This window comes from Jiangella alba (genome assembly GCF_900106035.1).
Lineage (GTDB): Bacteria > Actinomycetota > Actinomycetes > Jiangellales > Jiangellaceae > Jiangella > Jiangella alba.
The window spans coordinates 1,509,711-1,532,721 of sequence record NZ_FNUC01000004.1 but is presented as its reverse complement, the minus strand read 5'-3'; the positions used below and the strand labels follow the sequence as shown (position 1 = coordinate 1,532,721).

Genomic DNA, 23,011 nt, shown 5'->3' with positions numbered 1-23,011 from the left:
ACTCACTCGGCCGACGGCGGTGGCAGGCGGTCGCGCATGGCCCTGGGCCGCTCGGCCCTCGGCGCGTCCGACCAGTCCTCCGGCGCGTCGACCCAGCCGGCGAAGAGCACCAGCCCGCTCTCGCGGTGCACGGCGAGGAAGCCGAACGGACGGTCGTAGCTGACGGCCAGCGCCTGGGCCCGGTACACCGGCATGGACACCGCGCGCAGCCCGATGGCGGTGACGGCGGCGGCCTCGAAACCGGTGGCGCTGAAGATCGCGACGGCGGCCTGGCGGGCTTGGTCGACCCGCAGCGGCACCGGCCCGATGGCCGGGAAGTGGTCGCGGTCGCCGGAGCTGACCGCACGCAGCCCGAACACGTCGGCCTGCTCGAGCAGGTCGTGCAGCGAGCGGACGGTGAACCGGGCGGTCTTGAGCACGAGACCGGGACGCTGCGCGGACACCGTCGACACCCCCGGCCAGCGCTCGACCTGGCCCGACTCGAGCAGCGTGGCGCCGCCCGTCACCGAGGCGTCGCCGGCCAGCAGCGGGACCGCGGCCGCCAACAGGTCGCCGGAGGCCCGGCCGTCCTCGCCGAGCACGAGGTGGACGTCGAGGCCGTTGTCGCCGGCCACCCGGGTGAGCGTCAGCGGGCCGGCGGCGGAGTCGGCGACGCGCAGGTCATCGGCGTCGGGCGTGGTGCGCTCGAGCCCGGCCAGCCGCCGCCCGGCCCAGGCGCCCTCGGACACCCGCCACGACTCGTCGGAGAACTTGCGCTGCCAGGTGGTGCGCAGCGCGAGCGCGGTGGCGAGCGTCAGCATGAGCTCCGGACCGGCCTGGACGGGGAACCGCTCGATCAGCCCGTGCGTGCGCTCGTTCGCCCACGCGTCGAGGACCGGCTGGTCGACGCCGGCCTGACCGGTCAGCTCGCCGAACGTGCCGGACGGCAGGGTGTCGCGCCACTCCGGGCGGACCTGCGCCGCCTGCTGCGCCCACAGCCCGAGGGCGGCGTCGACGCCGTCGAGGTCGGCCAGCGCCTTCAGCACGTCGCGCGCGGCGTCCATGGACTCGTCGGCGGACAGCCCGACGGCGGCGGCCAGCTCGGCCCGCCCGGGCTCGTCGGCCGACGCCGCCAGGACGGCGAGCAGCGGCCAGAGCCCGGCGCCCGAGAGGACGCCGGCGCCCTGGGTGCGCCGCAGCCAGGCGGCGGTGAGCTGGTTGACCTCGGTGGCGTGCAGGCTCATGCCGCCGAGCCTAGTCGGGCTCCGGCACCTTCGTGAGGACGTCCAGCAGCACCGGAACCCGCTGCTCGACGACGGTCGCGACCGCGGCGTCGAGCAGCTCGGGCAGCTCGGCGGCCGTCCGGCACGGGCCGAACGCCGTCACCCCCATCGACCGCGCCATGTCGGCGAAGTCGATGGCCGGCTCGTCGATGGCCGTGCCGACGCCGGCCTTGGACGGGTCACGGTCACGGTCGCGGGCGATCCGGTCGGCGTGCATCACCGAGTTGTTGAACGCGCGGTTGTTGTCCATGACGACCAGCATCGGGACCTGGTGGTGCGCGGCGGTCCACAGCGCGCCCGGCGTCATCATGAAGTCGCCGTCGGACTGGATGTCGACGACCAGCCGGCCGGTGTCGCGGTGCGCCAGGCCGGCGCCGATGGCCGCGCCGATGCCGTAGCCCAGCCCGGCGCCGCCGGAGCTGCCGAGGTAGTCATCGACCGAGCGCAGGTCCCAGAGCCGGTGCAGGTAGCCGTAGGCGTTCCCGTTCGCGATGACGGGGTCCGTGCCGGCCGTGGCGCGCAGCAGTTCGCGCGCCAGCCACGCCGGGTGCACCGGACCCGGGCCGTCCTGGGCGGCGGCGAACGCGGCCCAGCGTTCCCGCGCCGCGCCGGTCAGCTCGGCCAGCCGCTTGGCGCGGTCGCGCGCCGCGGCCGCCAGCCCCGGCTCCCGCTCGACCAGCGTGCGCACGGCGGTGCGCAGCGCCAGCGCCGTGGCCGAGGACGACGCGGGCAGCGACAGCCGGCAGTGCTGCAGGCGTTGCAGGTCCGCCGCCCACGCCTTGGCGCCGAACTGCGCGGTGCCGGTGATCGCGATGGTGGCGTCGGGACGCGGCCGGAACCCGTGCAGGGCGGCGAGGTCGCGCACCTCCAGGGCGACGACGACGTCGGCCTCGGGCAGCTGCGCGGCCAGCCCGGTGGCGTTGAGCGGGTGCGCCGACGGGAAGCCGAGCGAGGGCCGGCCGTAGTCGCGCGACGGCTCCAGCACGGCCGCACCGGTCAGCTCGGCCACCTCGACCAGCGCGTCGAGCGCCGGCTGCGACCGGTCCACCGTCTCGACCGCGATGACCGGCGCCTCGGCCTCCAGCAGCCAGCGGGCCACCTGCTCGATGGCGGCCGGATCGGGCGCGACGGGGCCCGGCGCGGCGTAGTCGGCGACCGGCCGGTAGGCGAACCCGTCCGGCAGCCGCTGTTCCTGCACGTCGGAGTCGAAGCAGACGTAGACCGGCCCGGGCGGCGCCCCCGTGGCCAGCTGGTACGCGCGCACCAGCGACTCGGGCACCGCCTCGATCGAGGCCGGCTGGTCGTCCCAGCGGGTGTAGTCGCGCACCTGGGTGGCCTGGACGTTCGCGGTGTGGATCCAGTCGATCCACGGCCGCCGCCGGGCGGCGTCGACCGGACCGGTGCCGCCGAGCACCAGGACGGGCGCGCGGTCGCACCACGCGTTGTAGATCGCCATGGTCGCGTGCTGCAGGCCGACGACGTCGTGGACGGCGGCGGCCATCGGGCGGCCGGCCGCCTTCGCGTAGCCGTGCGCGATGGCGACCGAGATCTCCTCGTGCGTGCACTCGATGATCTCCGGGACGCCGGCCCGGTAGTTGACCAGCGAGTCGTGGATGCCACGGAAGGTGGCGCCCGGATTGCAGGCCACGAACTCGATGCCCAGTTCGTCGAGCAGGTCGACGATGACGTCCGAGCCGTACTCCGGCCGAGACTGCATGATCCCTCCCGGACCGGTCAGCGAAGCACGAGGTTGTAGGACTTGATCTGGGTGTAGCCGAGCAGTTCCTCCATCGACTCCTCGCGCCCGACGCCGGACTCCTTGACCCCGCCGAACGGCATGCCGATGAAGTGGGTGGAGGTGTCGTTCACCCACACGTAGCCGGCCCGCATGGCGCGGGCCATCCGGTGGGCGCGGTCGAAGTCGCGCGTGTAGACGCTGGCGGTCAGGCCGAAGTCGACGCCGTTGGCGACGTCGACGGCCTCCTGCTCGGTGCGGAACGTCAGGACGGAGATCACCGGCCCGAAGATCTCGGTGCGGGCCACCCGCATGTCCGGCTCGACGCCGTCGAGCAGGGTCGCCGGATAGTAGTGGCCGCCGCCGGCGGGGGCGTCGCCGCCGCACACCAGCCGGGCGCCGTCGTCGAGCGCCGTCCGCACGTGCGCGGCGACGCGGTCGCGGTGGGCGGCCGAGATGAGCGGGCCCATGGTGACGCCGTCGTCGAACGGCGCGCCCGCGACGACCTTCTCCAGCCGCTGACGCAGCCGGTCGACGAGCTCCGCGGCAAGGTCGGCGTGCACCAGGACGCGCGACGTGGAACCGCAGGACTGGCCCGCGAAGGCGAAGTTCATGCCCTTGACGGCGCCCTCGACGACGGCGTCGAGGTCGGCGTCGGGGAAGACCACGAGGGCGTTCTTGCCGCCGAGCTCCAGCGAGACGTCCTTGACCCCCGACTCGGCCGCGGCCCGCTGGATGGCCCGGCCGGTCTGCGGGCTCCCGGTGAAGGCGATGCGCCGCACGGCGGGATGGCGCACCAGCGCGTCGCCGGTCTCGACGCCGCTGCCGCTGACGACGGAGAACACGCCGGCGGGGACGTGCTCGGCCCACAGCTCGCCCAGCCGCAGCGCGGACAGCGGGGTGAGGTCGGACGGCTTGAGCACGACGGTGTTGCCGGCCACCAGCGGTGCGGCGATCTTGGAGGCGCCGAACATGCCGGGGTGGTTGTAGGCGATGATCCGCGCGACCACGCCGAACGGCACCCGCTCGGTGAAGTGGACGTTGCCGGTGCTGGACGGGATCGTCTCGCCGCGCAGGTGCAGCGCCCAGTCGGCGAACATGCGCATGCGGTCGCCGGCGGTGCCGATGTCCTTGCGCATCATCCACAGCGGGAACCCGCCGTCGAGGGAGTCGAGCCGGGCGATCTCCTCGACGTGCTGGTCGAGGACGTCGGCCAGTCGCCGGACGACGGCGGCCCGCTCGCGCACGTCGGTGCCGGCCCAGCCGGCCGCGGCGTCGTCGGCGGCCTGGACCGTGGCCGCGACGTCGGCGGCTCCGGCGTCGGGCACCCGGGCGAGCGTCGCGCCCGTGGCCGGGTTCTCGACGTCGTACCGCGCGTCGCCGGCCGCCGGCGTCAACCGGCCGGCGCTCAGCAGCCGCCAGTCGTGCGCGGAGGGGTCGTCGAAGACCTGTCCGTCTGCCTGGCTCACTCGCAGCCTCCCTGATCGTCTGGATTAGATTCAAGATACAGTGTCTACTCGGCGGACGGTAGAGGGATGCCAGACGCCACCAGAGGCGGTGTGAGATCGCCGCGTCAGGTGCACGGTCGGCCGGCCGGCCCTCCCGACATGATCATGTGCGTTCGCGGCGTGTCAGCGACCGCCAGGGACCATGATCATGGCCGTGGTCGACGCGGAGCGCCGTGGTCCCGGCCGGCGCAGCTCCGGCGAACCCTACGGAAACATCAGACGAGCCTCCCTTCGGAGCAGGCGTCACACCAGCAGCAGCCCGGCCACGCCCGCGGCGATGAGCACGGCACCGACGGCCGTGCGCGGCCGGACCCGCTCGCGGTTGGCCAGCAGCAGCACGCTGACCGGGATCACCACCATGGGCGTGGCGGCGGAGATCGCGACCGCCACCGACACCGGGAGGTACGCCGTCGACGCGATCACCGAGGCCTGCCCGCCGATCGTGAGCGCGCCGCTGAGCAGCCACAGCGCCAGGCCCCGGCGCGGCCGTCGCGGCCCGGCCACCTCCGACCAGGCCGGGCGGTGCAGCAGCGCGTAGACGACGGTGGCGGCGACGGCGCCGGCCAGCGCCCCGAGCAGCGGCTCGGACCAGCGGTCCAGAGCGTCGCCGCGGATGATGTTCCCCACCGCGTACGCCGCTGCCGAGAACAGCCCCACGCCGATCTCCCGCCACGGCACCGCGCCACCGGCCAGCCGTCCGCTGGCCAGATACAGGCCGAGCAGGACGCCGCCCATGCAGGCCAGCTCGACCGGCCCGAGCCGCTCACCGAGCAGCAGCCAGCCGAGCACCAGCGCGAACGCCGGGCTGCTGTTCTGGATGGCACTGGCCCGCGACGGACCGATCGTCTCGACGGTGCGGAAGTACCCGCGGCGGCCGAGATAGCCGGCGAACACGCCGGCGACGGCGAACATCCCCACCGCGAACGGATCGATCCGCAGCGGTTCGGAGCGCACCGCCAGCTGTACGGCCACCAGGACGGCCGCGACCACGACGTTCGCCACCAGCGCCACGAGGAAGCCGACCCGCTGGCCCAGGTGCGCGGCGGCGGCCCGCACGACGAAGGCGTTGCCGGCGAACAGCAGCAGCGCCAGCACCGCCAGCAGGTCACCCATGGGAGCGCCGCAACGACGTCTCCAGCCGGGACACCGGCACGAGGACGAACGCCAGCGCGGCGCCCGCCGCGGCCATCACGAGGAACACCGACGGCAGCGGCAGCAGCACCGCGAGCGCGCCGCAGGCCACCGGCGCCGCCAGCTTGCCGAGGTTGCGCACCGCACCGGTCAGCGACACGAACGCCGCCCGCGCGCCCGGCGGCGCCGCCTCGGTGACCAGCACGTTCTGCGCGACGGCATAGCAACCGTCGGCGGCGCCGAAGGCCAGCAGACACACCACCACCGCGACCGCCTGGGCCGCGAGGCCGAGCACCACGAAGGCCACCACCGTGACCACGATCGAGGCCGCCACGACCGTGGTGGCCCGGAACCGGCGCAGCAGCCGGCCCGACGCCGCGGCCGTCAGCGCGCCGAGCACGCTCGCGGCGCCGAGGACGATGCCGGTGGCGGCCACCGACAGCCCGGCCTCCCGGACGGCCAGCAGCGGGAAGTACGTCAGCAGCGCGAACTTGAAGAAGAACCGGAGGAACGCCAGCACCTGCAGGCCGAGGATGCCGCCGTCGCGGAGGCTGTGCCCGACCTGGCGCAGGGTCGACGGCGGACGGGCGGCCCGCCCTCCCGCGACGGACCGGTCCACGGCGGACCGCGACGGAGGCGGCAGGGCGAACCAGCCCCACACCGCCACCGGCACCGCCAGCACCGACAGCGTGAACGGCGCGTACCACGCCACCGCCACGAGCAGTCCGGCCACGGCCGGCAGCACCGCCTCGCCGGCCGTCATGGCCACGATGCGCCGGCCCTGCGCGGCGGCCTGCGCCGGACCGGTGAGCACGTCGCCGATGAGGGTGATCGTCAGCGCGAGGATCGCGCCGAACGCCGCGCCCTGCACCGCCCGCGACACCAGGATCGGGACGAACGACGGCTCCAGCAGCGGCGCCAGCCCGGCCACCGCGAAGACGGCCAGCGAGAGACAGAGCACGGCCCGCCGCCCGAACCGCTCGGCGAGCAGGCCGGCGGGAACACCGAGGACGACGCCCGGCAGCAGGTAGGCGGTGGTGAACAGCGCCACCTCGGCGTCGTCGAGCGACAGCGCCTCCTGCATGGCCGGCAGCATCGGCGCCAGGCCCTGGACGCCGGTGGTGGCGACCGCGGCGGCTACGCACGCGACCGCCACCACCGGCCGGGACCGGCCCGGTCCCGGGTGGGTCAGGACTGCTCCTCGACCAACTCGAGGGCACGCTCCAGGACGTCGACCGCGACGACGTCCTCGTACTCCGGCACCTCCTCCAGAAGGCCGGACTTCACGCCCACCTCGGCCATGAACGTGACGCTCTCCTCGCTGAGCCCCCCGTCCTCGCCGGGCCAGAACCCGTAGTCCACGGCGCTGGTGTGCAGCGCGCGCAGCGTCTCGTCGTCGGGCATCTCCTCGACGTCGGCGAACTCCTCGACGGCGCCGACGAACGCGTCGTAGTCGGCCGACAGCTCCCGCATGCCCATCAGGACCGCGGCGCAGTAGTTGGCGGCCAGTTCGGCGTTCTCCTCCAGCCACGCCGCCGGCGCCGCGTGCGCCTCCTTGACGAAGTCCGGCACCTCCTCGAACAGGCTGGCGATGATCACCGGGTCGGTGGCCTGCTCGGCGGCCTCGTAGTACTGGTAGTCGTGGATCACCGTCGCGTCGACGTCGCCGGAGGCGAACGCGGTGGTACGCAGGCCCGACGACTCCAGGATCTGGATGCCGGGGATGTCGGCGGCGGTCTGTTCCTGGCCGAGCGCCTGCAGCATGGCGTTGAGGATGACGTCGCCGGCACCACCGGGGCTGTCCAGCGCGACCCGGGTGTTCGCGTCGAACAGGTCCTCCACCGACGAGATGCCGTTCGCGCCGGCGATGACGAAGTCGTCCTGCGCGATGTACGGGCAGAACAGCTTGAAGTCCTGGCCCTGCTCGTTGAGCAGCAGGTTGGAGACCAGGGAGCCGGCCACCACGTCGGCGCGGCCGGACAGCACGGTCTGGGTCGCCACCGCGTGGGAGTCGAACGTCGTGAAGTTGTCGATGGTCATGTCCAGGCCGAAGTTCTCGCCATAGGTGATGACGCCGAACTTGGCCGGGACGAAGCCGGGCTGGGTCGGCGACGTGTTCGCCACCCTGATGGTGCCGGCGCCGTCGCCGCCGCTGGTGGACGCATCGTCGTCACCGCCACCGCACGCGGCGGCGACAAGCACCAGCGCGACGGCTGGCACGGCGGCTCGGATCGCTGTCTGACGTGCCATGAGAACCTCCGGATGAACAGACCGGCACCAGGGCCGGGACGTCGGAGAACCGCGAGATCGTGACTGCGCGACGTGGGGTCACGCGGTCCGGTAGGCCAGGCTCCTGCGCTCCACGAAGGACGCGAGACGCATGAGCACGAGGCCGAGCAGCATCGTCAGGACGATGCCGGCGAGAAGTGTCGGAATGTCGAACGTGGACTGGGCACCGAGCAGGACGCGGCCCAGGTTCGCCGCGGACAGCAGCAGCTCGGCCGTCACCGCGCCGCGGATCGCGCGGCCGACGCCGATCTTGAGGCCGAGGAAGATGTACGGCCTCGCCGCGGGCAGCACGACCTTGCGATAGAGGTCGAACTTGGAGGCGTTGAACGACTTGCCGACGTCGATCAGCGCCGGCGGAACCTCCTTGATCCCGGTCGAGGTGTTGACCAGGATCTCGAAGACGCACCACAGCACCACGAGGATGATCCGGCCGCGCAGTTCCAGGCCGGTGTAGATGCCGAGGATCGGGATGAGCAGCGACACCGGCGTCGCATAGCCGGCGTGCACCAGCGGCTCGATGGTGTTCTGGGCGTAGCGGGACACCCCGATCCACAGGCCCACGCCGACGCCGATGACGGCGGCGATGACGTAGCCGACCACCATGGTGAGCATCGTGCCGGCGAGCGCGCGGCCGAAGTCGCCGCTGGCGAAGCCGTCCCACATGGCGGTGGCGACCTCGGTGACCGGCGCGATGGTGAACGACTCGGGCTTGCGGCCGTACCACTCCCAGGCGGCGAGCAGCGCGATCACCGAGGTGATCCGCAGCGTCCACATCAGGATCGGCCCGGTCGGATCGATGCGGGCGGCCGCCGGTTTCGTCGTCGACGCCATCAGTTCGCCCCCCTGACGCTGGCCGCCACGTCGCCGGACCACGGGGTGAACCGTTTCTGGGCGAGCATGAGCGATTGAGTGAGTGCGGTGCCGACCAGGACGATCACCGCGGCGAGGGCGAAGAACTCGCCCAGGTTGCGGTCGAGGCCGAGCGTGGTGAGCTTCCGGCCGGTGCCGATGGTCACCCACAGCTCGGCGATGATCATGCCCTGGACGGCCTGGCCGAGGCCGAGTCGCAGGCCGGCGATGATGAACGGCAGCGTCCCGGGCAGCGTGATCGAGAGGAACCGCTTGACCGGCCCGATGTTGAACGACCGCGCCATCTCCAGCACGGCCGGGTCGATGGACCGGACACCGTTCGCCGGGTTGATGGTGACGTAGAAGATCGCGAACAGCGCCACGACGGCGACCCGGAACTCGAAGCCGGTGCCGAACACCAGGATGATGAACGGCAGCACCGCCGCCAGCGACGTCACGAACAAGGCGTTCACGTACGGCCCGAGCAGGAACTCGACCGGGCGGAACGTCCCCATCAGCAGGCCGACCGGCACCCCGATGAGCACGGCGATGCCGAAGCCGACCAGCATCTGGGTGAAGCTCTCGGCGACCAGGCCGAGCGAACCGTCGCCGACGATGGTCTGGAAGCCGTCCGCGACGTCGCTGAGGCTGGGGAAGAAGAACGGCCCGACCCGCCGCGCGAACAGCTCCCACGCGATGAGCAGCAGCCCCCAGGTGACGGTCCGCTGGAACCACACCCGCTGGTACAGGGGCAGGCGGTCGCGGGCGGCCGGCGCGGCGGGGACGGGGGTGGCGGGGGCCTCGGCGACCGGCGCCGCCGACTCAGGCCGCACGGCCGGCCGTCCCCGACTTGAGGGCGTCCCAGAGCTGGAACTTCATCTTCGCGAACTCGGGGTCGCTGCGCAGGTCGTCGCGGCGCGGCCGGGCGAACGGCACGTCGACGATCTGGGCCACCCGCCCGGGCCGGTTGCTCATCACGATGATGCGGTCGGCGAGGAACAGCGCCTCCTCGATGTCGTGCGTGATGAGCAGCGCGGTGCTGCGGCGCACCTCCCAGATCCGCTCCAGCTCACCCTGCATGACGATCTTGGTCTGCGCGTCGAGGGCGCCGAACGGCTCGTCCAGCAGCAGCATCTCCGGCTCGACGGCGAACGCGCGGGCCAAGCCGACGCGCTGCTGCATGCCGCCGGAGAGCTGGGCCGGGTAGTGGTCCTCGAAGCCGGACAGCCCGACCATGTCGATGTAGGTGGCGGCGCGCTCGCGGCGCTCCCGCTGGCCGACACCCAGACACTCCAGCCCGAACTCCACGTTCTTGCGGACGGTCCGCCAGGGCAGCAGGTGCGCGTGCTGGAAGACGACGCCGCGGTCGGGGCCGGGGCCGGTGATGGGGCGGCCCTTCAGCAGGATCTGGCCGGACGAGGGCGCGGTCAGGCCGTCGATCATGCGCAGCAGCGTGGACTTGCCGCACCCGCTGGCGCCGATGATGACGCAGAACTCGCCTTCGTCGATGGACAGGCTGACGTCCGCAAGGGCGTGTGTCTCCTGCACGACACGGCCGCGCTTGGTCGTGAAGGTCTTGGACACGTTCTCGATGGTGAGGACGCTCATCAGATCCGTCCGTTCATGATGGGACATTCGTCTACATGATTTTGGATACACTAGGTGCGGTGCGCGAACGCGTCAACAGCGGAGAACGAGATTTCGGCGGCTGAGATGCGATCGAAACACTGGCGCCCGGAGGCGGCCGGTGGGGTGTCCCGCCGAAGATCCGCGGGACACCCCTTAGACGGTCTCGGATTCCTCTTGTTCGACCAGTGCCTGCAGCTCGACGGAGACCCGGCCGAGGTGCGTGGCCAGCCACGTCTTGGCCTTCTCGACGTCGCCGGCTTCGAGGTGGGCGATGAGGCCGGGGTGCCCGCCGCGTTCGGGGACGCGGCGCAGCAGGAGGTACCGGCCGACGGAGTCGCGCAGGTTCTTCGCCGAGGCGAGCGTGCGGGGCCGGTCGGCCAGCGCGTAGAGCCGCTCGTAGAACTCCTTGCGCAGTTCCAGACCGGTGGCGAGGTCGGTGGTGTCGTCGAGCTGGACCGCGAGCCGCTTGAGGTCGTCGAGCACCTCGGGCGTGAGGTTGGGGATGGACAGCTCGATCAGGTGCCCCTCGAGCAGGATGCGCAGCTCGTAGATCTCGGCGATCTCGGACGGGCTGAGCACCGACACGGTGACGCCGCGATGCGTGTGGATGCGCACCAGGCCCTCACCCTCGAGCTGGCGGAGGCTGGCCCGCACGGGCATGCGGCTCACGCCGAGATGGGACGCGATGGCGTCGAGGTTGAGGCGGTGGCCGGGCGGGAAGGCGCCCTGCAGGATGGCCTCGCGGATGAACGCCTGGGTCATCTCTTCGACGGTCATGAACGTGCCGCGCACGGACTTGGCGATGACGTCGAGAGTCTCGTCGTCGGCCGGGGCCGTCCCGCCATTGCGCGCGCTCGTCCTACCCATGCACGTTCCTCTGCTCTGAAGGGGTTATCAAGAATACATTCAACTGGGTGATCACTGCGTGCGTCCATTGATCAGGCGCCAGACGCGCTCGGGAGTGAGCGGCAGCCGGTCGGGCCAGCGCCCCGTCGCCCGGGCCACGGCCGACGCCACCGCCCCGCCGATGGGGTTGAGCGTGCCCTCCCCCGCGCCTTTGGCGCCATACGGTCCCACACCATCGCGGCGCTCGGCAATCATCAGATCGATCTTGCGGGGAAGATCTTGCACGCGGGGCACGCGATAGTCGACGACGTTGGCGTTGGCCAGCTGCGCGCCGTCGTAGACGAGCTCCTCGTGCAGCGCGATGCCCAGGCCCTGCGTCGCGGCGCCGAGGTCCTGGCCCTCGACGGCGCGCGGGTTGATGGCGAAGCCGACGTCGGCCACGGTGACCAGCTGGTCGACGGCGACGACGCCGGTCTCGGGGTCGATCTCCACCGCGACGCCGACCATGCCGACCTCCCAGAACGGCGGCATCTGCTGGGTCGCGCCGTCGCGGCGGAGCAACCCCACGCCGGTGACCTCGCCGGCCGAGCCGCCGAACCACTGCCGCACGACGGCGCCGAAGTCGAGCTCGCGTCCGTCCGGGCCGGCCACCGCGCCGGGGAGGTCGCTGACGTCCTCGGGCGCGCACGAGAACAGCTCGGCGGCCATGTCGCGCAGCCGTGACCGCGCGTCGGCGCACGCGCGTTGCAGTGCGAGGCCGACCAGCGTGGTGGTGCGGCTGGCGCCGGTGGTCCGCTCGTACGGCGTCACGGACGTGTCGGACTGGACCACCGTGACGACGGCGAGGTCGACGCCCAGCTCCTCGGCGGCGACCTGCGCGAGCAGCGAGCGGCTGCCCTGGCCCATCTCCGTCGACCCGCTGAGCACCAGCACCGAGCCGTCGGTCTGGATGCGCACCTGGGCGGTCGAGATCGGGTAGGCGCCGGCGTCGGACACGGAGCAGCCGAAGCCGATGCCGTAGTGCGCGACGTCCTTGCGGTCGCGCTCCAGCGACTCGACCACCATCTCGAGGTCGGCCGGGATGTCGGCGTCGATGCCGCGCTTGCCGGGCAGGATCTGCTCGCCCTTGCGGGCGAGGTTGCGCCGGCGGATGTCGGCGCCGGAGATGCCCAGCCGTTCGGCCGCCTGGTCGAGGTTGGTCTCGCCGGCGAGGTTGCCCTGCGGCGCCCCGAACCCGCGGTACGACGACGCCGGCGACGTGGTGGTGTAGACGGAGCGGCCGTGCGCACGCAGGTTCGGCACCCGGTACGGGCCGAAGCAGCGGTTCACCGACTTCGCCATGACCAGCGGGCTGTTGTCGGCGTACGCGCCGGAGTCCATGAGGATGTCGAACTCGCGCGCCAGGATGGTGCCGTCGGCGGCGAACCCGCTCTTCACCCAGACGCGCGCGGAGTCGACGCGGGTGGTGTAGATGGCCTCCTCGACGGTCAGCGTCAGTTTCACCGGCCGGCCGGTGGCCCACGACGCCACCGACGCCAGCGGCTCGACCTTCGTGTACGACTTCGACCCGTAGCCGCCGCCGAGGTACGGCGACGTGACCCGCACCCGCGACAGCGGCAGCGAGAACACCCGCGCGAGGTCGTCGCGGACCATGTACGGGTGCTGCGCCGTGGAGACGACGGTCAGCGCGCCTTCGTGGTACGACGCGACGGCGTTGTAGGGCTCCATGGCGTACGCGTAGAGCATCGGGAAGTGCACGGTGTTCTCGACGACGACGGCGGCCTCGGCGAACGCGGCGTCGACGTCGCCCCAGCCGATGCTCACCTCGTGCGCGACGTTCGACAGCGCCTCCTCGGCGGAGTCGTCGACGTGCGAGAGGTTCTTGAACGACTCGTCGCCGGTGGCGTCGTAGGACCGCTCGTGCACCAGCGGCGCGCCGTCGGCCAGCGCGGCGTCGACGTCCATGACGGACGGCAGGTCCTCGTAGGACACCCGGACCAGCTCGACGGCGTCGGCGGCGGCCGCGACGGTCTCGGCGACGACGACGGCGACCGGCTCGCCGTAGTAGCGCACCTTCCCGGTGGCCAGGATCCAGTGGTCGGAGACGATGTGGCCGAACCGCGCGTACAGCGCCGAGATGTCGTCGGCCGTCACCACGCCGACGACGCCGGGGCTCGCCAGCGCCGCCGCCACGTCGATGCCGGTGATGCGGGCGTGCGCGCGGTCGGAACGCACGACCTTCGCGTGCGCCATGCCGGGCATCGTCACGTCGACGCAGTACTCCGCCGCGCCGGTGACCTTCTCGAGGAGGTCGGGCCGGCGCACCGAACGCCCGACGACGGTCTCACCCATGCGCGCCTCCCCGCAGCTGCTCGGCGACCTGCTCGACCGCCTCGACGATCGGCTCGTAGCCGGTGCACCGGCAGATGTTGCCCTCGAGGTGCTCGACGATGGCCGCTCGGTCGGGCACGTCGTCGCCGTCGAGCAGCGCCTTCGACATCATCAGGAACCCGGGCGTGCAGAACCCGCACTGCAGCGCGAAGTTGTCGACGAACGACTCCTGCAGGGGGTGCAGCGTCTGCCCGTCGGACAGCCCCTCGACGGTGGTGACGGCGGCGCCGTCGGCGTCGGCGGTGAGGAACGTGCACGAACTGACCGGCCGGCCGTCGACCAGCACGGTGCACACGCCGCACACCTGCAGCTCGCAGCTGACCTTGGTGCCGGTCAGGCCGAGGTCCTCGCGCAGGAAGTCGGCCAGCAGCGACCGCGGTTCCACCTGCCGGCTGACGCTGACGCCGTTGACGTCGACGGTCACCGGGACGCCGGGAGGCCCAGAAGGCTCGGTCATGCGCTCACCTGTTCCAGCTTGGCCAGGGCACGCCGCACGTAGACCGCGGTGACGTGCCGCTTGTACTCCTCGGACCCGGAGAGGTCCGGCGTGGGGTCGACCCAGCCGGCGACGGCGTCGGGGTCGATCTCGCCGAGCGACCCGAACGACCACGCCAGCGGCACCTCGCCGACCGCGCCGACGCCCAGCCGGTACCACCCGGCGGCGTCGTCGGCCAGCACCGCGACCCCGACCGTCGGCCGCTCCATGGTCTGGAACTTCACGTACGCGCCGCGCAGGCCGTCGCGCAGCGGGATGCGCACGTCGACCAGCAGCTCGTCGGGCTCCTTCTCCGCGTAGTACGGGCCGGCCACGAACTCCTCGACCGTGACGGTGCGCCGCCCGGCGGGTGCGGCCAGCGTGACCGAGGCGCCCAGCGCCATGAGCACCGTCGCGACGTCGGACTTCGGCTCGGCGAAGCAGAGGTTGCCGCCGATGGAGCCCTGGCTGCGCACGCGGGCGTTGCCGATGCGCTTCTCCATGCGGGCGAAGACCGGCAGCCGCTCCTGGATGACGGGGTGCGCGGCGAGGTCGGCGTGCCGCTCGGTCGCGCCGACGACGAGCACGTCGTCGTCGACGCGGACTCCGGACAGCTCGGGCACCCGCTTGAGGTCGACCAGCGCGTCGGGCCGGTGCAGCCCGGCCCGCATGGCGAGCAGGAGCTCGGTGCCGCCGCAGTACGGCACCGAGTCCTCGGACAGCTCGCCCAGCGCCTCGTCGAGCGTCGCGGGACGCCGCAACGCGAACGGCGGCAGCGTCATACGGCGCCCAGCACCTTCTCGGCGTTGGCGAAGAACTCGCCGATGATCTTCTCGGCCTTCTTGTTGATGGTCCCGCCGCCCATAGCCGCGACCTTGCCGCTCACCTCGTAGACGCCGGCCACGCGCACCGTGGTGCCGCCGTCGCCGGACGGTGCGAGGTCGAGCGTCGCGTCGACGACGAGCCGCGAGCCGACCTGGCGGTCCTCGCCCTCGGCGTGCACCGTGACGTGCTCTTCGGTGCGGACGTCGCTGAGCGTGATGGCGAGGTCGGCGCGCAGCTTGAACGGGCCGAGGCGGTCCAGCAGCACCGCCGAGTACCGCGCCAGGTGCTCGTGCTCCTCGGCCTGCTCGAGCACGCTGATCCACGACACCAGCACGGGCACGTCGATCAGCGTCGCCCAGGCCTGCGCCGGCGCCGCGGACACCGTCAGTTCTCGGCCGAACTCACTTCGAGGCATGCGGGCCCCCTTCTCGTCAGCCCTTGAGCTTGGGCAGGACCTCGTTGCCGAGCAGCTCGATCTGGTCGAACCACTTGTCGAACTTGAAGCGGAAGTCGAAGACCAGGTGCTCGACGCCGGCTGCTTCGAACTTACGGCATTCCTCGACGGCGCCGTCGACGTCGCCCGCGATCAGCTGGCCCTCGAGATCGTCGACCGTCTCGAACGCGCCCGACGGCGGCTTGACCGCCCACTTGGACTTGTTCGCCCAGGCCAGCAGGCCGGGGATGTTGACGTGCTGGAGCGCCTCCTCGCGGGTGCGCTCGATCGAGGTCGGCGGGATGACGGCGATGGTGGGCCGCGGCTTGCCGGCCGCCGCCGACAGCTCCTCGATGGTCTCGACCCGCTTCTTCAGCGTGGCCATGGCGATGCGGCCGGGCATCCAGCCGTCGCAGAACTCCACCGCGAGCCGGGCCGAGCGCGGCGTGGCGCCGCAGTACCAGAACGGGATGCGCCCGCCCAGCGGCTTCGGCTCGATGGTGATGTCCTCGAAGGAGAAGTTGTCGTCCTTGTAGCTGACCTCGTTCTCGGTGAAGACCCGCTTGAGGATCTCCGCGTTGGAGCGGACCAGCTCGACGCGGTCACGGTCGCCCCAGCCGATGGCGTCGAACTCGTGGTCGAAGGTGCCGGCACCGAACCCGAGGATCAGCCGGTCGGCGCCCAGCAGGTGCGACATGGTGCCGGCCATCAGCGCGGTGACCAGCGGGTGCCGGAACGGGATCAGCGAGCCGGTGCCCAGCTGGATCCGCTCGGTGACCGCCCCGATGGCGGTGAGCGTCGTCAGCGCGTCGTAGAAGGTGCGGTTCGGCTTCTCCATCTCGCCGTGCGGCTCGAAGACCAGGTGGTCGCGCACCCACACGGAGTCGAAGCCGAGTTCCTCGGCCCGCTGCGAACCGCGCAGCAGCTTGTCACGGTCGGCCTGCTCACCGAAGTGGGGCAGCAGAAGTCCATACTTCATCGTCAACGTCCTTCAGGCGGAGGGGTGGGCGGTGGCGAGCCGGCCGTGGCCGGGCTTCCCGACGACGGCGCCGTCGGCGAACACGTCCGTACCGCGGACCAGCGTGCGCTCGAACCGGACGCCGAGGCTGCGGCCGTCGTACGGCGTCCACCCGATGCGGGAGAGGACGTCGTCGTTGGTGATGGTCCACGGGCTGTCGAGGTTCGCCACCACCAGGTCGGCGTCGTAGCCGACGGCGATGCGGCCCTTGCGGCCCGTGAGGCCGAACGCGTCGGCCGGACGGCGGGCGGCGGCCTCGACGGCACGCTCGAGCGGGAGCTTGCCCAGGCGGACCGCGTCGAGCAGCAGCGGGTAGTAGTACTGGATGCCGGGAGTGCCGGTGTGGGCGCTCCACATCTTCGTCCAGCCGACCTCCTTCTCCTCGCGCGTGTGCGGCGCGTGGTCGGAGGAGATCATGTCGATGGTGCCGTCGAGCAGGCCCTCCCACACGGCCGCGCGGTGGTCGTCGGGCACCCAGTACGACAGCACGTACGGGCCCTGCGTCTCGACGTCGCTCCAGGTCGACAGGAACAGCGCCCAGTGGTTCACCTCGCCGGTGACGTCGACGCCGCGCGCCTTGGCCCGGCGGACCGCGTCGATCGACCGGCGGGTCTGCATGTGCGCGATGTGGATGGGGCAGCCCGACGCCTCGGACAGCCGCAGCACCACGTCGATGGCGGTGTCCCAGATGACGCCGTCGCGGGCGGCGTAGGCGCTGGCGTAGCCCTGCGGGGTGTTGTCGCCGCGGGCCAGCACCTCGCCCTCGATGTAGTCCATCAGCGCCTGGTCGTGCGGGTGGATGATGAACCGCTTCCCGGTGGGTTTGATGCGGTCCATCATCTGCAGCAGGTGGCCGTGGTCGTGCATGCCGGTGCCGGCCGGGTGCGGGTAGGTGCGGCCGGTGTCGACGACCATGTAGATCTTGTAGGCGTTGATGCCGGCCTCGGCCATCGACGCGATGTCGTCGAAGTTCGTCGGCGCCGGGTTGTGGTTGTAGTCGACGATCGACTTCTCCGCGTACAGCGCCATGACCTCGTCGAGCGTCTTGCGGTCGGTCGTCGGCGGGTCGAGGTTCGGCATGCCGAAGATCGTCGTGACGCCGCCCACCGCGGCCTGCTCGGTGGTGGTGATGATGTCTTCCTTGTGCGTGTACCCGGGTTCGCGGGTGTGCACGTGGACGTCGACCATGCCGGGCAGCACCAGCCGGCCGGTGGCGTCGACGACGGTCGCGTCGTCGCCGATGGCGGTGCCGGGCGAGACCAGCCCGGCGATGGTGCCGTCGTCGCCGATCAGGATGTCGGCGCGGACCGTGCCGTCCGGAGTGACGACGTCGCCTCCGCTGATCCGGGTCGTCACTGCCATGTCACTGCCCCTCCAGATACGTCACCGATTCGGCCGGGCCGTCCTGGGTGGTGATGACGACGTCGCCGTTGTTCAGGTAGGTGTCGAACCAGCCCACGATCGCCGGGGTGACCTTCTCCCAGTACTTGTCGTAGGCGGCGTAGTGGGTGGTGTGCCGCTGCATGACCAGGCTGCGCGGGCCCTTCGCGGCCTCGTAGATCGCCACGGCGTGGTCGGTGGGCGTGGTGGCGTCGCCCTCGATGCCGATGACCAGCAGCGGCGTCGTCAGTGTGCGCGCGGCGCTCAGCGGGTCGTACTCGAGGATCTCGTCCGCCGCGGCCAGCGAGACCGCCGTCGGGATGCGGCTGTCGACGTCGGCCTTCACCTTCGTGGCCCGCCGCTCCGGCGTCGGGACCATGATCTCCTCGCGCGGGTGGACCAGCCGGCCCTTGCCGGTGGTGACCCGCTCGCGGCGGTCGGCGTCGAGGCCCTCGAGGAAGTCGAGCCACTCGTACTCCGAGCGCATGCGGTGCAGCCAGTCGCGTCCGTTCGCGACGGGGAGCTGGCTGACGGCGGCCCGCACACGGTCGTCGACGGCGGCCAGCAGGACGGCGTTGCCGCCCCCGGTGCCACCGGAGCCGAACACCCCGATACGGTCCGCGTCGACGTCGTCGCGCGTGGTCAGGTAGGTGACGGCGTTGCGCAGGTCCTGCAGCTGGACGGCCGGCGAGAGCTTCTTCTCGCCCTCGGAGTCGCCGAAGCCCCGGTAGTCGAGGATCAGCACGCCGAAGCCCGCGGCGGTGAGCGCCTCGTGGTACCGGACGTACAGCTTCGCGTCCTTCAGGCCGAGCCAGCCCGGCCCCTGCACGATGGCCCGCAACGGCCCGTCGGACCGATCCGGCGTGCGCCAGGACGCCGAGATCCGGCTGCCCTCGCTATAGAAGACGACGTCTTCGCTCCGCATCGAACCTCCATTTTGGATAATTGATACAGAGTCTAAAGTCCAGGGGCTTGGCGGGCAAGATGCTGGGCCACGTTGGCGGCTATCTTATGTTGTATCCAACGTGCGGCGGACTGCCGCGACGGGGTTGGGCGTGGTTCGGCCGGCAGGCGGGCGGGCCGGCCACCGGGGCGGCGGCAGTCAGGGCAGCGGGGGCGGCGGTGGTGTGCCGCCTGGGTGACGAGAACGCCAACAGTTGGCGCTCAGGTCAACCCGCGCGCAAGCACCATCGCCCGGGCCCGATCCTCCCGCCCGGGCGCCCTGGCGAACGGCCGCCCGCACACCAGGCGACGCGCCCGGGCAGGCGGCAGGCGGACGGGGCCGGCCACCGTGGCGGCAGCGGCCGCCGCCGTGGGAGCGGCGGTAGTGTGCTGCCCAGGTGACAGGAACGCCAACAGTTGGCGCTCAGGTCAACCCGCGCGTAAGTACCATCGCCGCCCGCGGCTTACGCCCAGGCGACCCCGACGAACGGCTGCCCGCACGCCAGGCGACGCACACGCGCAGCCGGGCAGGCGACCGGGAGTGACCATCGTGGCGGGCAGCCTCGGCGGGCGGGCGACCGTGGGGCGGGGCCGTGGCGGCAGCAGTCAAGGCAGCGGCCGCCGCCGTGGGAGCGGCAGTGGTGTGCCGCCCCGGGTGACGAGAACGCCAACAGTTGGCGCTCAGGTCAACCCGCCGGAAACACCACCGCCGTCCGGACCCTCACGCCCAGGCGGCCCCGGCGAACCTCGACCGGCGCGGCGCAGCGTGGCGCACGGCCCCGCGGGAGCTCAGCTGCGCGACTTCGCCCGCGCGGCCCGCTTCTTCGGCGCGGGGCCCTTCGCCCGCTTCTCCGCGATCAGCTCGACCGCCCGTTCGGTGGTGAGCTGCTCGATGTCGGTGCCCCGCGGCACCGTGACGTTGACCTCGCCGTCGGTGATGTACGGGCCGAACCGGCCGTCCTTGACCACCAGCGGCTTGCCCGACGCGGGGTCGGTGCCCAGCTCGCGCAGCGGCGGCGTGGCCGCCCGTGCGCCGCGGCGGCCCTTCGGCTGCGCGAACAGCTTCTCGGCCTCCTCGACGGTGACGGTGAACAGCGACGGCTCGTCGGGCAGGGAACGGGAGTCGGCGCCCTTCTTGACGTACGGGCCGTAGCGGCCGTTCGTCGCGACGATCTCGGTGCCCTCGGCGTCCTTGCCGACGACCCGCGGCAGGGTGAGCAGCTGCAGCGCCTCGTCGAGCGAGATGGTGTCGACGGACATGCTGCTGAACAGCGACGCCGTGGGCGGGCGCTCGTTCTTCGGCGCGTCGTCGGGCAGCAGCTCGGTGACGTAGGGCCCGTAGCGGCCGGACTTCGCGACGACGGTGCGCCCGGTGGCCGGGTTCTGGCCCAGCTCGCGGTCGCCGTTGCCGCGCGCCACCAGCTCGCCGGCCAGCTCGACGGTCAGCTCGTCGGGCGGGAGGTCCTCGGGGATGCTGCCGCGGTTGCCCTCGATGTCCTCGAGGTACGGCCCGTAGCGGCCGACCCGCACCGTGAAGCCCTCGCCGATGGGGAACGAGGAGATCTCGCGGGCGTCGATCTCGCCGAGGTTGTCGGCAAGCTTCTTCAGCCCGGCGACGCTGTCGTCGCCGTGCCAGAACTGCGCCAGCTCGGCGGCGCGGTCGGCCCGGCCACCGGCGATCTCGTCGAGGACGTCCTCCATCTTGGCGGTGAACTCGTAGTCGACCAGCCGGGTGAAGTGCTCTTCCAGCAGCCGGACGACGGCGAAGGCCAGCCAGGCCGGCACCAGCGCGGTGCCGCGCTTGAACACGTAGCCGCGGTCGAGGATGGTGCGGATGATCGACGCGTACGTGGACGGGCGGCCGATCTCGCGGTCTTCCAGCTCCTTGACCAGCGTGGCCTCGGTGTAGCGGGCCGGCGGCTTGGTGCTGTGGCCCTCGGGCTCGATGCCGGCGGCCGTGAGCCCCTGGCCCTCGCTGAGCTGCGGGAGCCGCCGCTCGCGGTCGTCGAGCTCGGCCTCGGGGTCGTCGGCGCCCTCGACGTAGGCCTTGAGGAAGCCGTGGAAGGTGATGGTGCGGCCGGACGAGACGAACTCAGCGAGCTCGCCCGTTGCGGCGGTGGCGCCGACCCGGACCGTCAGCGTCTCGCCCTTGGCGTCGCGCATCTGCGAGGCGACGGTGCGCATCCAGATGAGCTCGTACAGCCGGTACTCGTCGTCGCGCAGGCCGGTCTCGGCCGGAGTGCGGAAGGAGTCGCCGGCGGGGCGGATGGCCTCGTGCGCTTCCTGCGCGTTCTTCACCTTGCTGGTGTACTTGCGCGGCGCGTCGGGCAGGTACTCGGTGCCGTACAGCTCCGCCACCTGCGCCCGGGCCGCGTTCAGCGCGGAGTCGGACAGCGTGATGGAGTCGGTACGCATATAGGTGATGAAGCCGTTCTCGTACAGCCGCTGCGCCACCTGCATGGTGCGGGCCGCGCCGTAGCCCAGCTTGCGCGAGGCCTCCTGCTGCATGGTGGTGGTGCGGAACGGCGCGTACGGCTTGCGGGTGTACGGCTTGGCCTCGACCGAGCGGACGGTGTAGTCGGCGTCGCCGAGCGCGGCGGCCAGGGCACGGGCGCGCTGCTCGTCGAGCACGACGACATCGCGGCTCTTCACCTGGCCGCGGGCGTCGAAGTCGCGGCCGGTGGCGACCTTGGTGCCGTTGACGGTGGCCAGCCGCGCCTCGAAGGCGTGCGGGTCGTCGGACGTGCCGGTGTCGAGGGTCGCCTTGAGGTCCCAGTACTCCGCGGAGCGGAACGCCATGCGCTCACGCTCGCGGTCGACGACGAGGCGGGTCGCGACGCTCTGGACCCGTCCCGCCGACAGGCCCTGCATGACCTTGCGCCACAGCACCGGTGACACCTGGTAGCCGTAGAGGCGGTCGACGATGCGCCGCGTCTCCTGGGCGTCGACGAGGTCTTCGTCGATCTCGCGGGGGTTCTGCACGGCGGCCCGGATGGCGTCGCGGGTGATCTCGTGGAAGACCATGCGGCGGACCGGGACCTTCGGCTTCAGCTCTTCGCGCAGGTGCCAGGCGATGGCCTCGCCCTCGCGGTCCTCATCGGTCGCGAGCAGGAGCTCGTCGGCCTCCTTGAGCATGGTCTTGAGCTTCTTGACCTGGTCCTTGGCCCGGCCCGCGGGCACGATGTACAGCGGCTCGAACCCGCCGTCGACGTCGACGCCGACCGGGTTGCCGTAGCGCTCGCGCTCGGCCTCGGGGACCTCGGTCTTCTTCGACGGCAGGTCGCGGATGTGGCCGAACGACGACTCCACCATGTAGCCGTCGCCAAGGTAGCCGGCGATGGTCTTGGCCTTCGCCGGCGACTCCACGACGACGAGACGGCGGCGGGCCGTGCCGTTCGTGGATCGGGCCATGAATGCTCCTCACTCCCCGGGCACGGTGAACCGACCCCTTCGGCTCACGAACACTCCCCTGCGACAACGCACGGTATCCGACGTTGTTCCCGAGACGCGAAGAGGATAACCAGACGGCGATCCCCGCCGCCAATGATCAACACCGCCGTCTGCTGCGGCATCAGGCCGTCCGGGGCCGCGCGCCGAACACCGCGGAGCCGATCCGGACCAGCGTCGCGCCCTCCGCGACGGCCGCCTCCAGATCGCCGCTCATCCCCATGGACAGCACCGGCAACGCGGCCCCGACGGCGTCGGCGGCGCGGTCGCGCAGCACCCGCAGATCGCGGTAGGACGCCCGCACCAGGGCGTCGTCGGGCGACTGCAGCCCGACCGTCATCAGGCCGCGGACGCGCAGGCGGTCGCGGGTGGCGACCTCCTTGACGACGGCGACCGCGTCGTCCGGCGCGACGCCGGACTTGCTGGCCTCGCCGGACGTGTTGACCTGCACCAGCACGTCGAGCGTCTGGCCGAGCGCCTCGAGCCGGCGCTGCAGCCGGTCGGCCAGCTCGACGCCGTCGACGGACTGCACGCAGCTGACGTAGCGCAGCACCTGGTTGACCTTGTTCGACTGCAGGTGTCCGATGAAGTGCCGCTCGCAGGGCAGCCCGGACAGTTCGGCGTCCTTCGCCGCCAGTTCCTGGACCCGGTTCTCGCCGATCAGCCGGGCGCCGGCGGCGATCGCCTCGGCGATGCGGGCTGCCGGCTGGGTCTTGGTCGCGAGCAGCACCTCGACCTCGTCCGGCGCCCGGCCGGCCGCCTCGCACGCCTCGTCGAGTCGCGCCCGCACCGCCGCCAGGTTCTCCCGGATGTCCGGCATCGATCCCCTTCCAGGTCCGTCCTAGAGTCTC

General features: G+C 72.0%; 19 protein-coding genes. All 19 read right to left on the bottom strand.

Features of this window, described 5'->3' with window-relative positions:
- Nucleotides 1-2: 2 nt before the first annotated feature.
- Nucleotides 3-1,223 carry a serpin family protein gene (locus BLV02_RS24890; protein WP_069109130.1) on the bottom strand — a complete coding sequence of 407 codons (1,221 nt, stop codon included), beginning with the start codon at nucleotides 1,221-1,223 and terminating at the stop codon, nucleotides 3-5.
- 10 nt (nucleotides 1,224-1,233) lie between these two features.
- Nucleotides 1,234-2,979, bottom strand: coding sequence for a thiamine pyrophosphate-binding protein (locus BLV02_RS24885; RefSeq protein ID WP_069109131.1), 1,746 nt, complete (start codon nucleotides 2,977-2,979; stop codon nucleotides 1,234-1,236).
- 17 nt (nucleotides 2,980-2,996) lie between these two features.
- Nucleotides 2,997-4,466 (bottom strand): aldehyde dehydrogenase family protein, encoded by a 1,470-nt coding sequence (locus BLV02_RS24880; RefSeq protein WP_216093958.1) that lies wholly within the window; start codon nucleotides 4,464-4,466, stop codon nucleotides 2,997-2,999.
- Between the two features lie 282 nt (nucleotides 4,467-4,748).
- Nucleotides 4,749-5,618 (bottom strand): DMT family transporter, encoded by an 870-nt coding sequence (locus BLV02_RS24875; RefSeq protein ID WP_069109132.1) that lies wholly within the window; start codon nucleotides 5,616-5,618, stop codon nucleotides 4,749-4,751.
- Nucleotides 5,611-6,795 (bottom strand): MFS transporter, encoded by a 1,185-nt coding sequence (locus BLV02_RS24870; protein ID WP_069109133.1) that lies wholly within the window; start codon nucleotides 6,793-6,795, stop codon nucleotides 5,611-5,613. The genes BLV02_RS24875 and BLV02_RS24870 overlap by 8 nt, the downstream gene beginning before the upstream one ends.
- A 29-nt stretch (nucleotides 6,796-6,824) precedes the next feature.
- Entirely contained in the window at nucleotides 6,825-7,886 is a 1,062-nt protein-coding gene (locus BLV02_RS24865) for an ABC transporter substrate-binding protein (protein ID WP_083288202.1), read from the bottom strand.
- Between the two features lie 78 nt (nucleotides 7,887-7,964).
- On the bottom strand, nucleotides 7,965-8,756 hold the full coding sequence (locus BLV02_RS24860) for an ABC transporter permease (protein WP_069109135.1): 792 nt from the start codon (nucleotides 8,754-8,756) through the stop codon (nucleotides 7,965-7,967).
- Nucleotides 8,756-9,607 (bottom strand): ABC transporter permease, encoded by an 852-nt coding sequence (locus BLV02_RS24855; protein WP_069109136.1) that lies wholly within the window; start codon nucleotides 9,605-9,607, stop codon nucleotides 8,756-8,758. The genes BLV02_RS24860 and BLV02_RS24855 overlap by 1 nt, the downstream gene beginning before the upstream one ends.
- Nucleotides 9,597-10,382: an ABC transporter ATP-binding protein gene (locus BLV02_RS24850; RefSeq protein WP_069109137.1), complete on the bottom strand. Its 786-nt coding sequence runs from the start codon at nucleotides 10,380-10,382 to the stop codon at nucleotides 9,597-9,599. The genes BLV02_RS24855 and BLV02_RS24850 overlap by 11 nt, the downstream gene beginning before the upstream one ends.
- A gap of 174 nt (nucleotides 10,383-10,556) precedes the next feature.
- Nucleotides 10,557-11,270, bottom strand: a complete 714-nt coding sequence (locus BLV02_RS24845) for a GntR family transcriptional regulator (RefSeq protein WP_069109138.1) — start codon at nucleotides 11,268-11,270, stop codon at nucleotides 10,557-10,559.
- Nucleotides 11,271-11,321: 51 nt separating this feature from the next.
- The gene (locus BLV02_RS24840; protein WP_069109139.1) at nucleotides 11,322-13,601 is read right to left on the bottom strand and encodes a xanthine dehydrogenase family protein molybdopterin-binding subunit; all 2,280 of its coding nucleotides are present in this window, start codon (nucleotides 13,599-13,601) and stop codon (nucleotides 11,322-11,324) included.
- The gene (locus tag BLV02_RS24835) at nucleotides 13,594-14,097 is read right to left on the bottom strand and encodes a (2Fe-2S)-binding protein (protein WP_069109140.1); all 504 of its coding nucleotides are present in this window, start codon (nucleotides 14,095-14,097) and stop codon (nucleotides 13,594-13,596) included. The genes BLV02_RS24840 and BLV02_RS24835 overlap by 8 nt, the downstream gene beginning before the upstream one ends.
- Nucleotides 14,094-14,897 (bottom strand): FAD binding domain-containing protein, encoded by an 804-nt coding sequence (locus BLV02_RS24830; protein ID WP_069109141.1) that lies wholly within the window; start codon nucleotides 14,895-14,897, stop codon nucleotides 14,094-14,096. The genes BLV02_RS24835 and BLV02_RS24830 overlap by 4 nt, the downstream gene beginning before the upstream one ends.
- Nucleotides 14,894-15,355 carry an SRPBCC family protein gene (locus tag BLV02_RS24825; RefSeq protein ID WP_074946654.1) on the bottom strand — a complete coding sequence of 154 codons (462 nt, stop codon included), beginning with the start codon at nucleotides 15,353-15,355 and terminating at the stop codon, nucleotides 14,894-14,896. The genes BLV02_RS24830 and BLV02_RS24825 overlap by 4 nt, the downstream gene beginning before the upstream one ends.
- 16 nt (nucleotides 15,356-15,371) lie before the next feature.
- Nucleotides 15,372-16,352 (bottom strand): LLM class flavin-dependent oxidoreductase, encoded by a 981-nt coding sequence (locus tag BLV02_RS24820; protein ID WP_069109143.1) that lies wholly within the window; start codon nucleotides 16,350-16,352, stop codon nucleotides 15,372-15,374.
- A 12-nt stretch (nucleotides 16,353-16,364) separates the two neighbouring features.
- Nucleotides 16,365-17,753 (bottom strand): dihydroorotase, encoded by a 1,389-nt coding sequence (locus BLV02_RS24815; protein WP_069109144.1) that lies wholly within the window; start codon nucleotides 17,751-17,753, stop codon nucleotides 16,365-16,367.
- Nucleotide 17,754: 1 nt separating this feature from the next.
- A complete protein-coding gene (locus BLV02_RS24810) occupies nucleotides 17,755-18,696 on the bottom strand; it encodes an alpha/beta hydrolase (RefSeq protein WP_069109145.1) in 942 nt (313 codons plus the stop codon).
- An 806-nt stretch (nucleotides 18,697-19,502) separates the two neighbouring features.
- Nucleotides 19,503-22,124 carry a type I DNA topoisomerase gene (gene topA / locus BLV02_RS24805; RefSeq protein ID WP_069109146.1) on the bottom strand — a complete coding sequence of 874 codons (2,622 nt, stop codon included), beginning with the start codon at nucleotides 22,122-22,124 and terminating at the stop codon, nucleotides 19,503-19,505.
- Nucleotides 22,125-22,284: 160 nt separating this feature from the next.
- Nucleotides 22,285-22,980, bottom strand: coding sequence for a YggS family pyridoxal phosphate-dependent enzyme (locus tag BLV02_RS24800; protein ID WP_069109147.1), 696 nt, complete (start codon nucleotides 22,978-22,980; stop codon nucleotides 22,285-22,287).
- Nucleotides 22,981-23,011: the final 31 nt, after the last annotated feature.

Bases quoted from the DNA above. Each gene is read 5' to 3' on its own strand.
- BLV02_RS24890 (WP_069109130.1), bottom strand. From the start codon at position 1,223: ATGAGCCTGCACGCCACCGAGGTCAACCAGCTCACCGCCGCCTGGCTG.
- BLV02_RS24885 (WP_069109131.1), bottom strand. From the start codon at position 2,979: ATGCAGTCTCGGCCGGAGTACGGCTCGGACGTCATCGTCGACCTGCTC.
- BLV02_RS24875 (WP_069109132.1), bottom strand. From the start codon at position 5,618: ATGGGTGACCTGCTGGCGGTGCTGGCGCTGCTGCTGTTCGCCGGCAAC.
- BLV02_RS24865 (WP_083288202.1), bottom strand. From the start codon at position 7,886: ATGGCACGTCAGACAGCGATCCGAGCCGCCGTGCCAGCCGTCGCGCTG.
- BLV02_RS24860 (WP_069109135.1), bottom strand. From the start codon at position 8,756: ATGGCGTCGACGACGAAACCGGCGGCCGCCCGCATCGATCCGACCGGG.
- BLV02_RS24850 (WP_069109137.1), bottom strand. From the start codon at position 10,382: ATGAGCGTCCTCACCATCGAGAACGTGTCCAAGACCTTCACGACCAAG.
- BLV02_RS24845 (WP_069109138.1), bottom strand. From the start codon at position 11,270: ATGGGTAGGACGAGCGCGCGCAATGGCGGGACGGCCCCGGCCGACGAC.
- BLV02_RS24840 (WP_069109139.1), bottom strand. From the start codon at position 13,601: ATGGGTGAGACCGTCGTCGGGCGTTCGGTGCGCCGGCCCGACCTCCTC.
- BLV02_RS24835 (WP_069109140.1), bottom strand. From the start codon at position 14,097: ATGACCGAGCCTTCTGGGCCTCCCGGCGTCCCGGTGACCGTCGACGTC.
- BLV02_RS24830 (WP_069109141.1), bottom strand. From the start codon at position 14,897: ATGACGCTGCCGCCGTTCGCGTTGCGGCGTCCCGCGACGCTCGACGAG.
- BLV02_RS24825 (WP_074946654.1), bottom strand. From the start codon at position 15,355: ATGCCTCGAAGTGAGTTCGGCCGAGAACTGACGGTGTCCGCGGCGCCG.
- BLV02_RS24820 (WP_069109143.1), bottom strand. From the start codon at position 16,352: ATGAAGTATGGACTTCTGCTGCCCCACTTCGGTGAGCAGGCCGACCGT.
- BLV02_RS24815 (WP_069109144.1), bottom strand. From the start codon at position 17,753: ATGGCAGTGACGACCCGGATCAGCGGAGGCGACGTCGTCACTCCGGAC.
- BLV02_RS24810 (WP_069109145.1), bottom strand. From the start codon at position 18,696: ATGCGGAGCGAAGACGTCGTCTTCTATAGCGAGGGCAGCCGGATCTCG.
- topA (WP_069109146.1), bottom strand. From the start codon at position 22,124: ATGGCCCGATCCACGAACGGCACGGCCCGCCGCCGTCTCGTCGTCGTG.
- BLV02_RS24800 (WP_069109147.1), bottom strand. From the start codon at position 22,980: ATGCCGGACATCCGGGAGAACCTGGCGGCGGTGCGGGCGCGACTCGAC.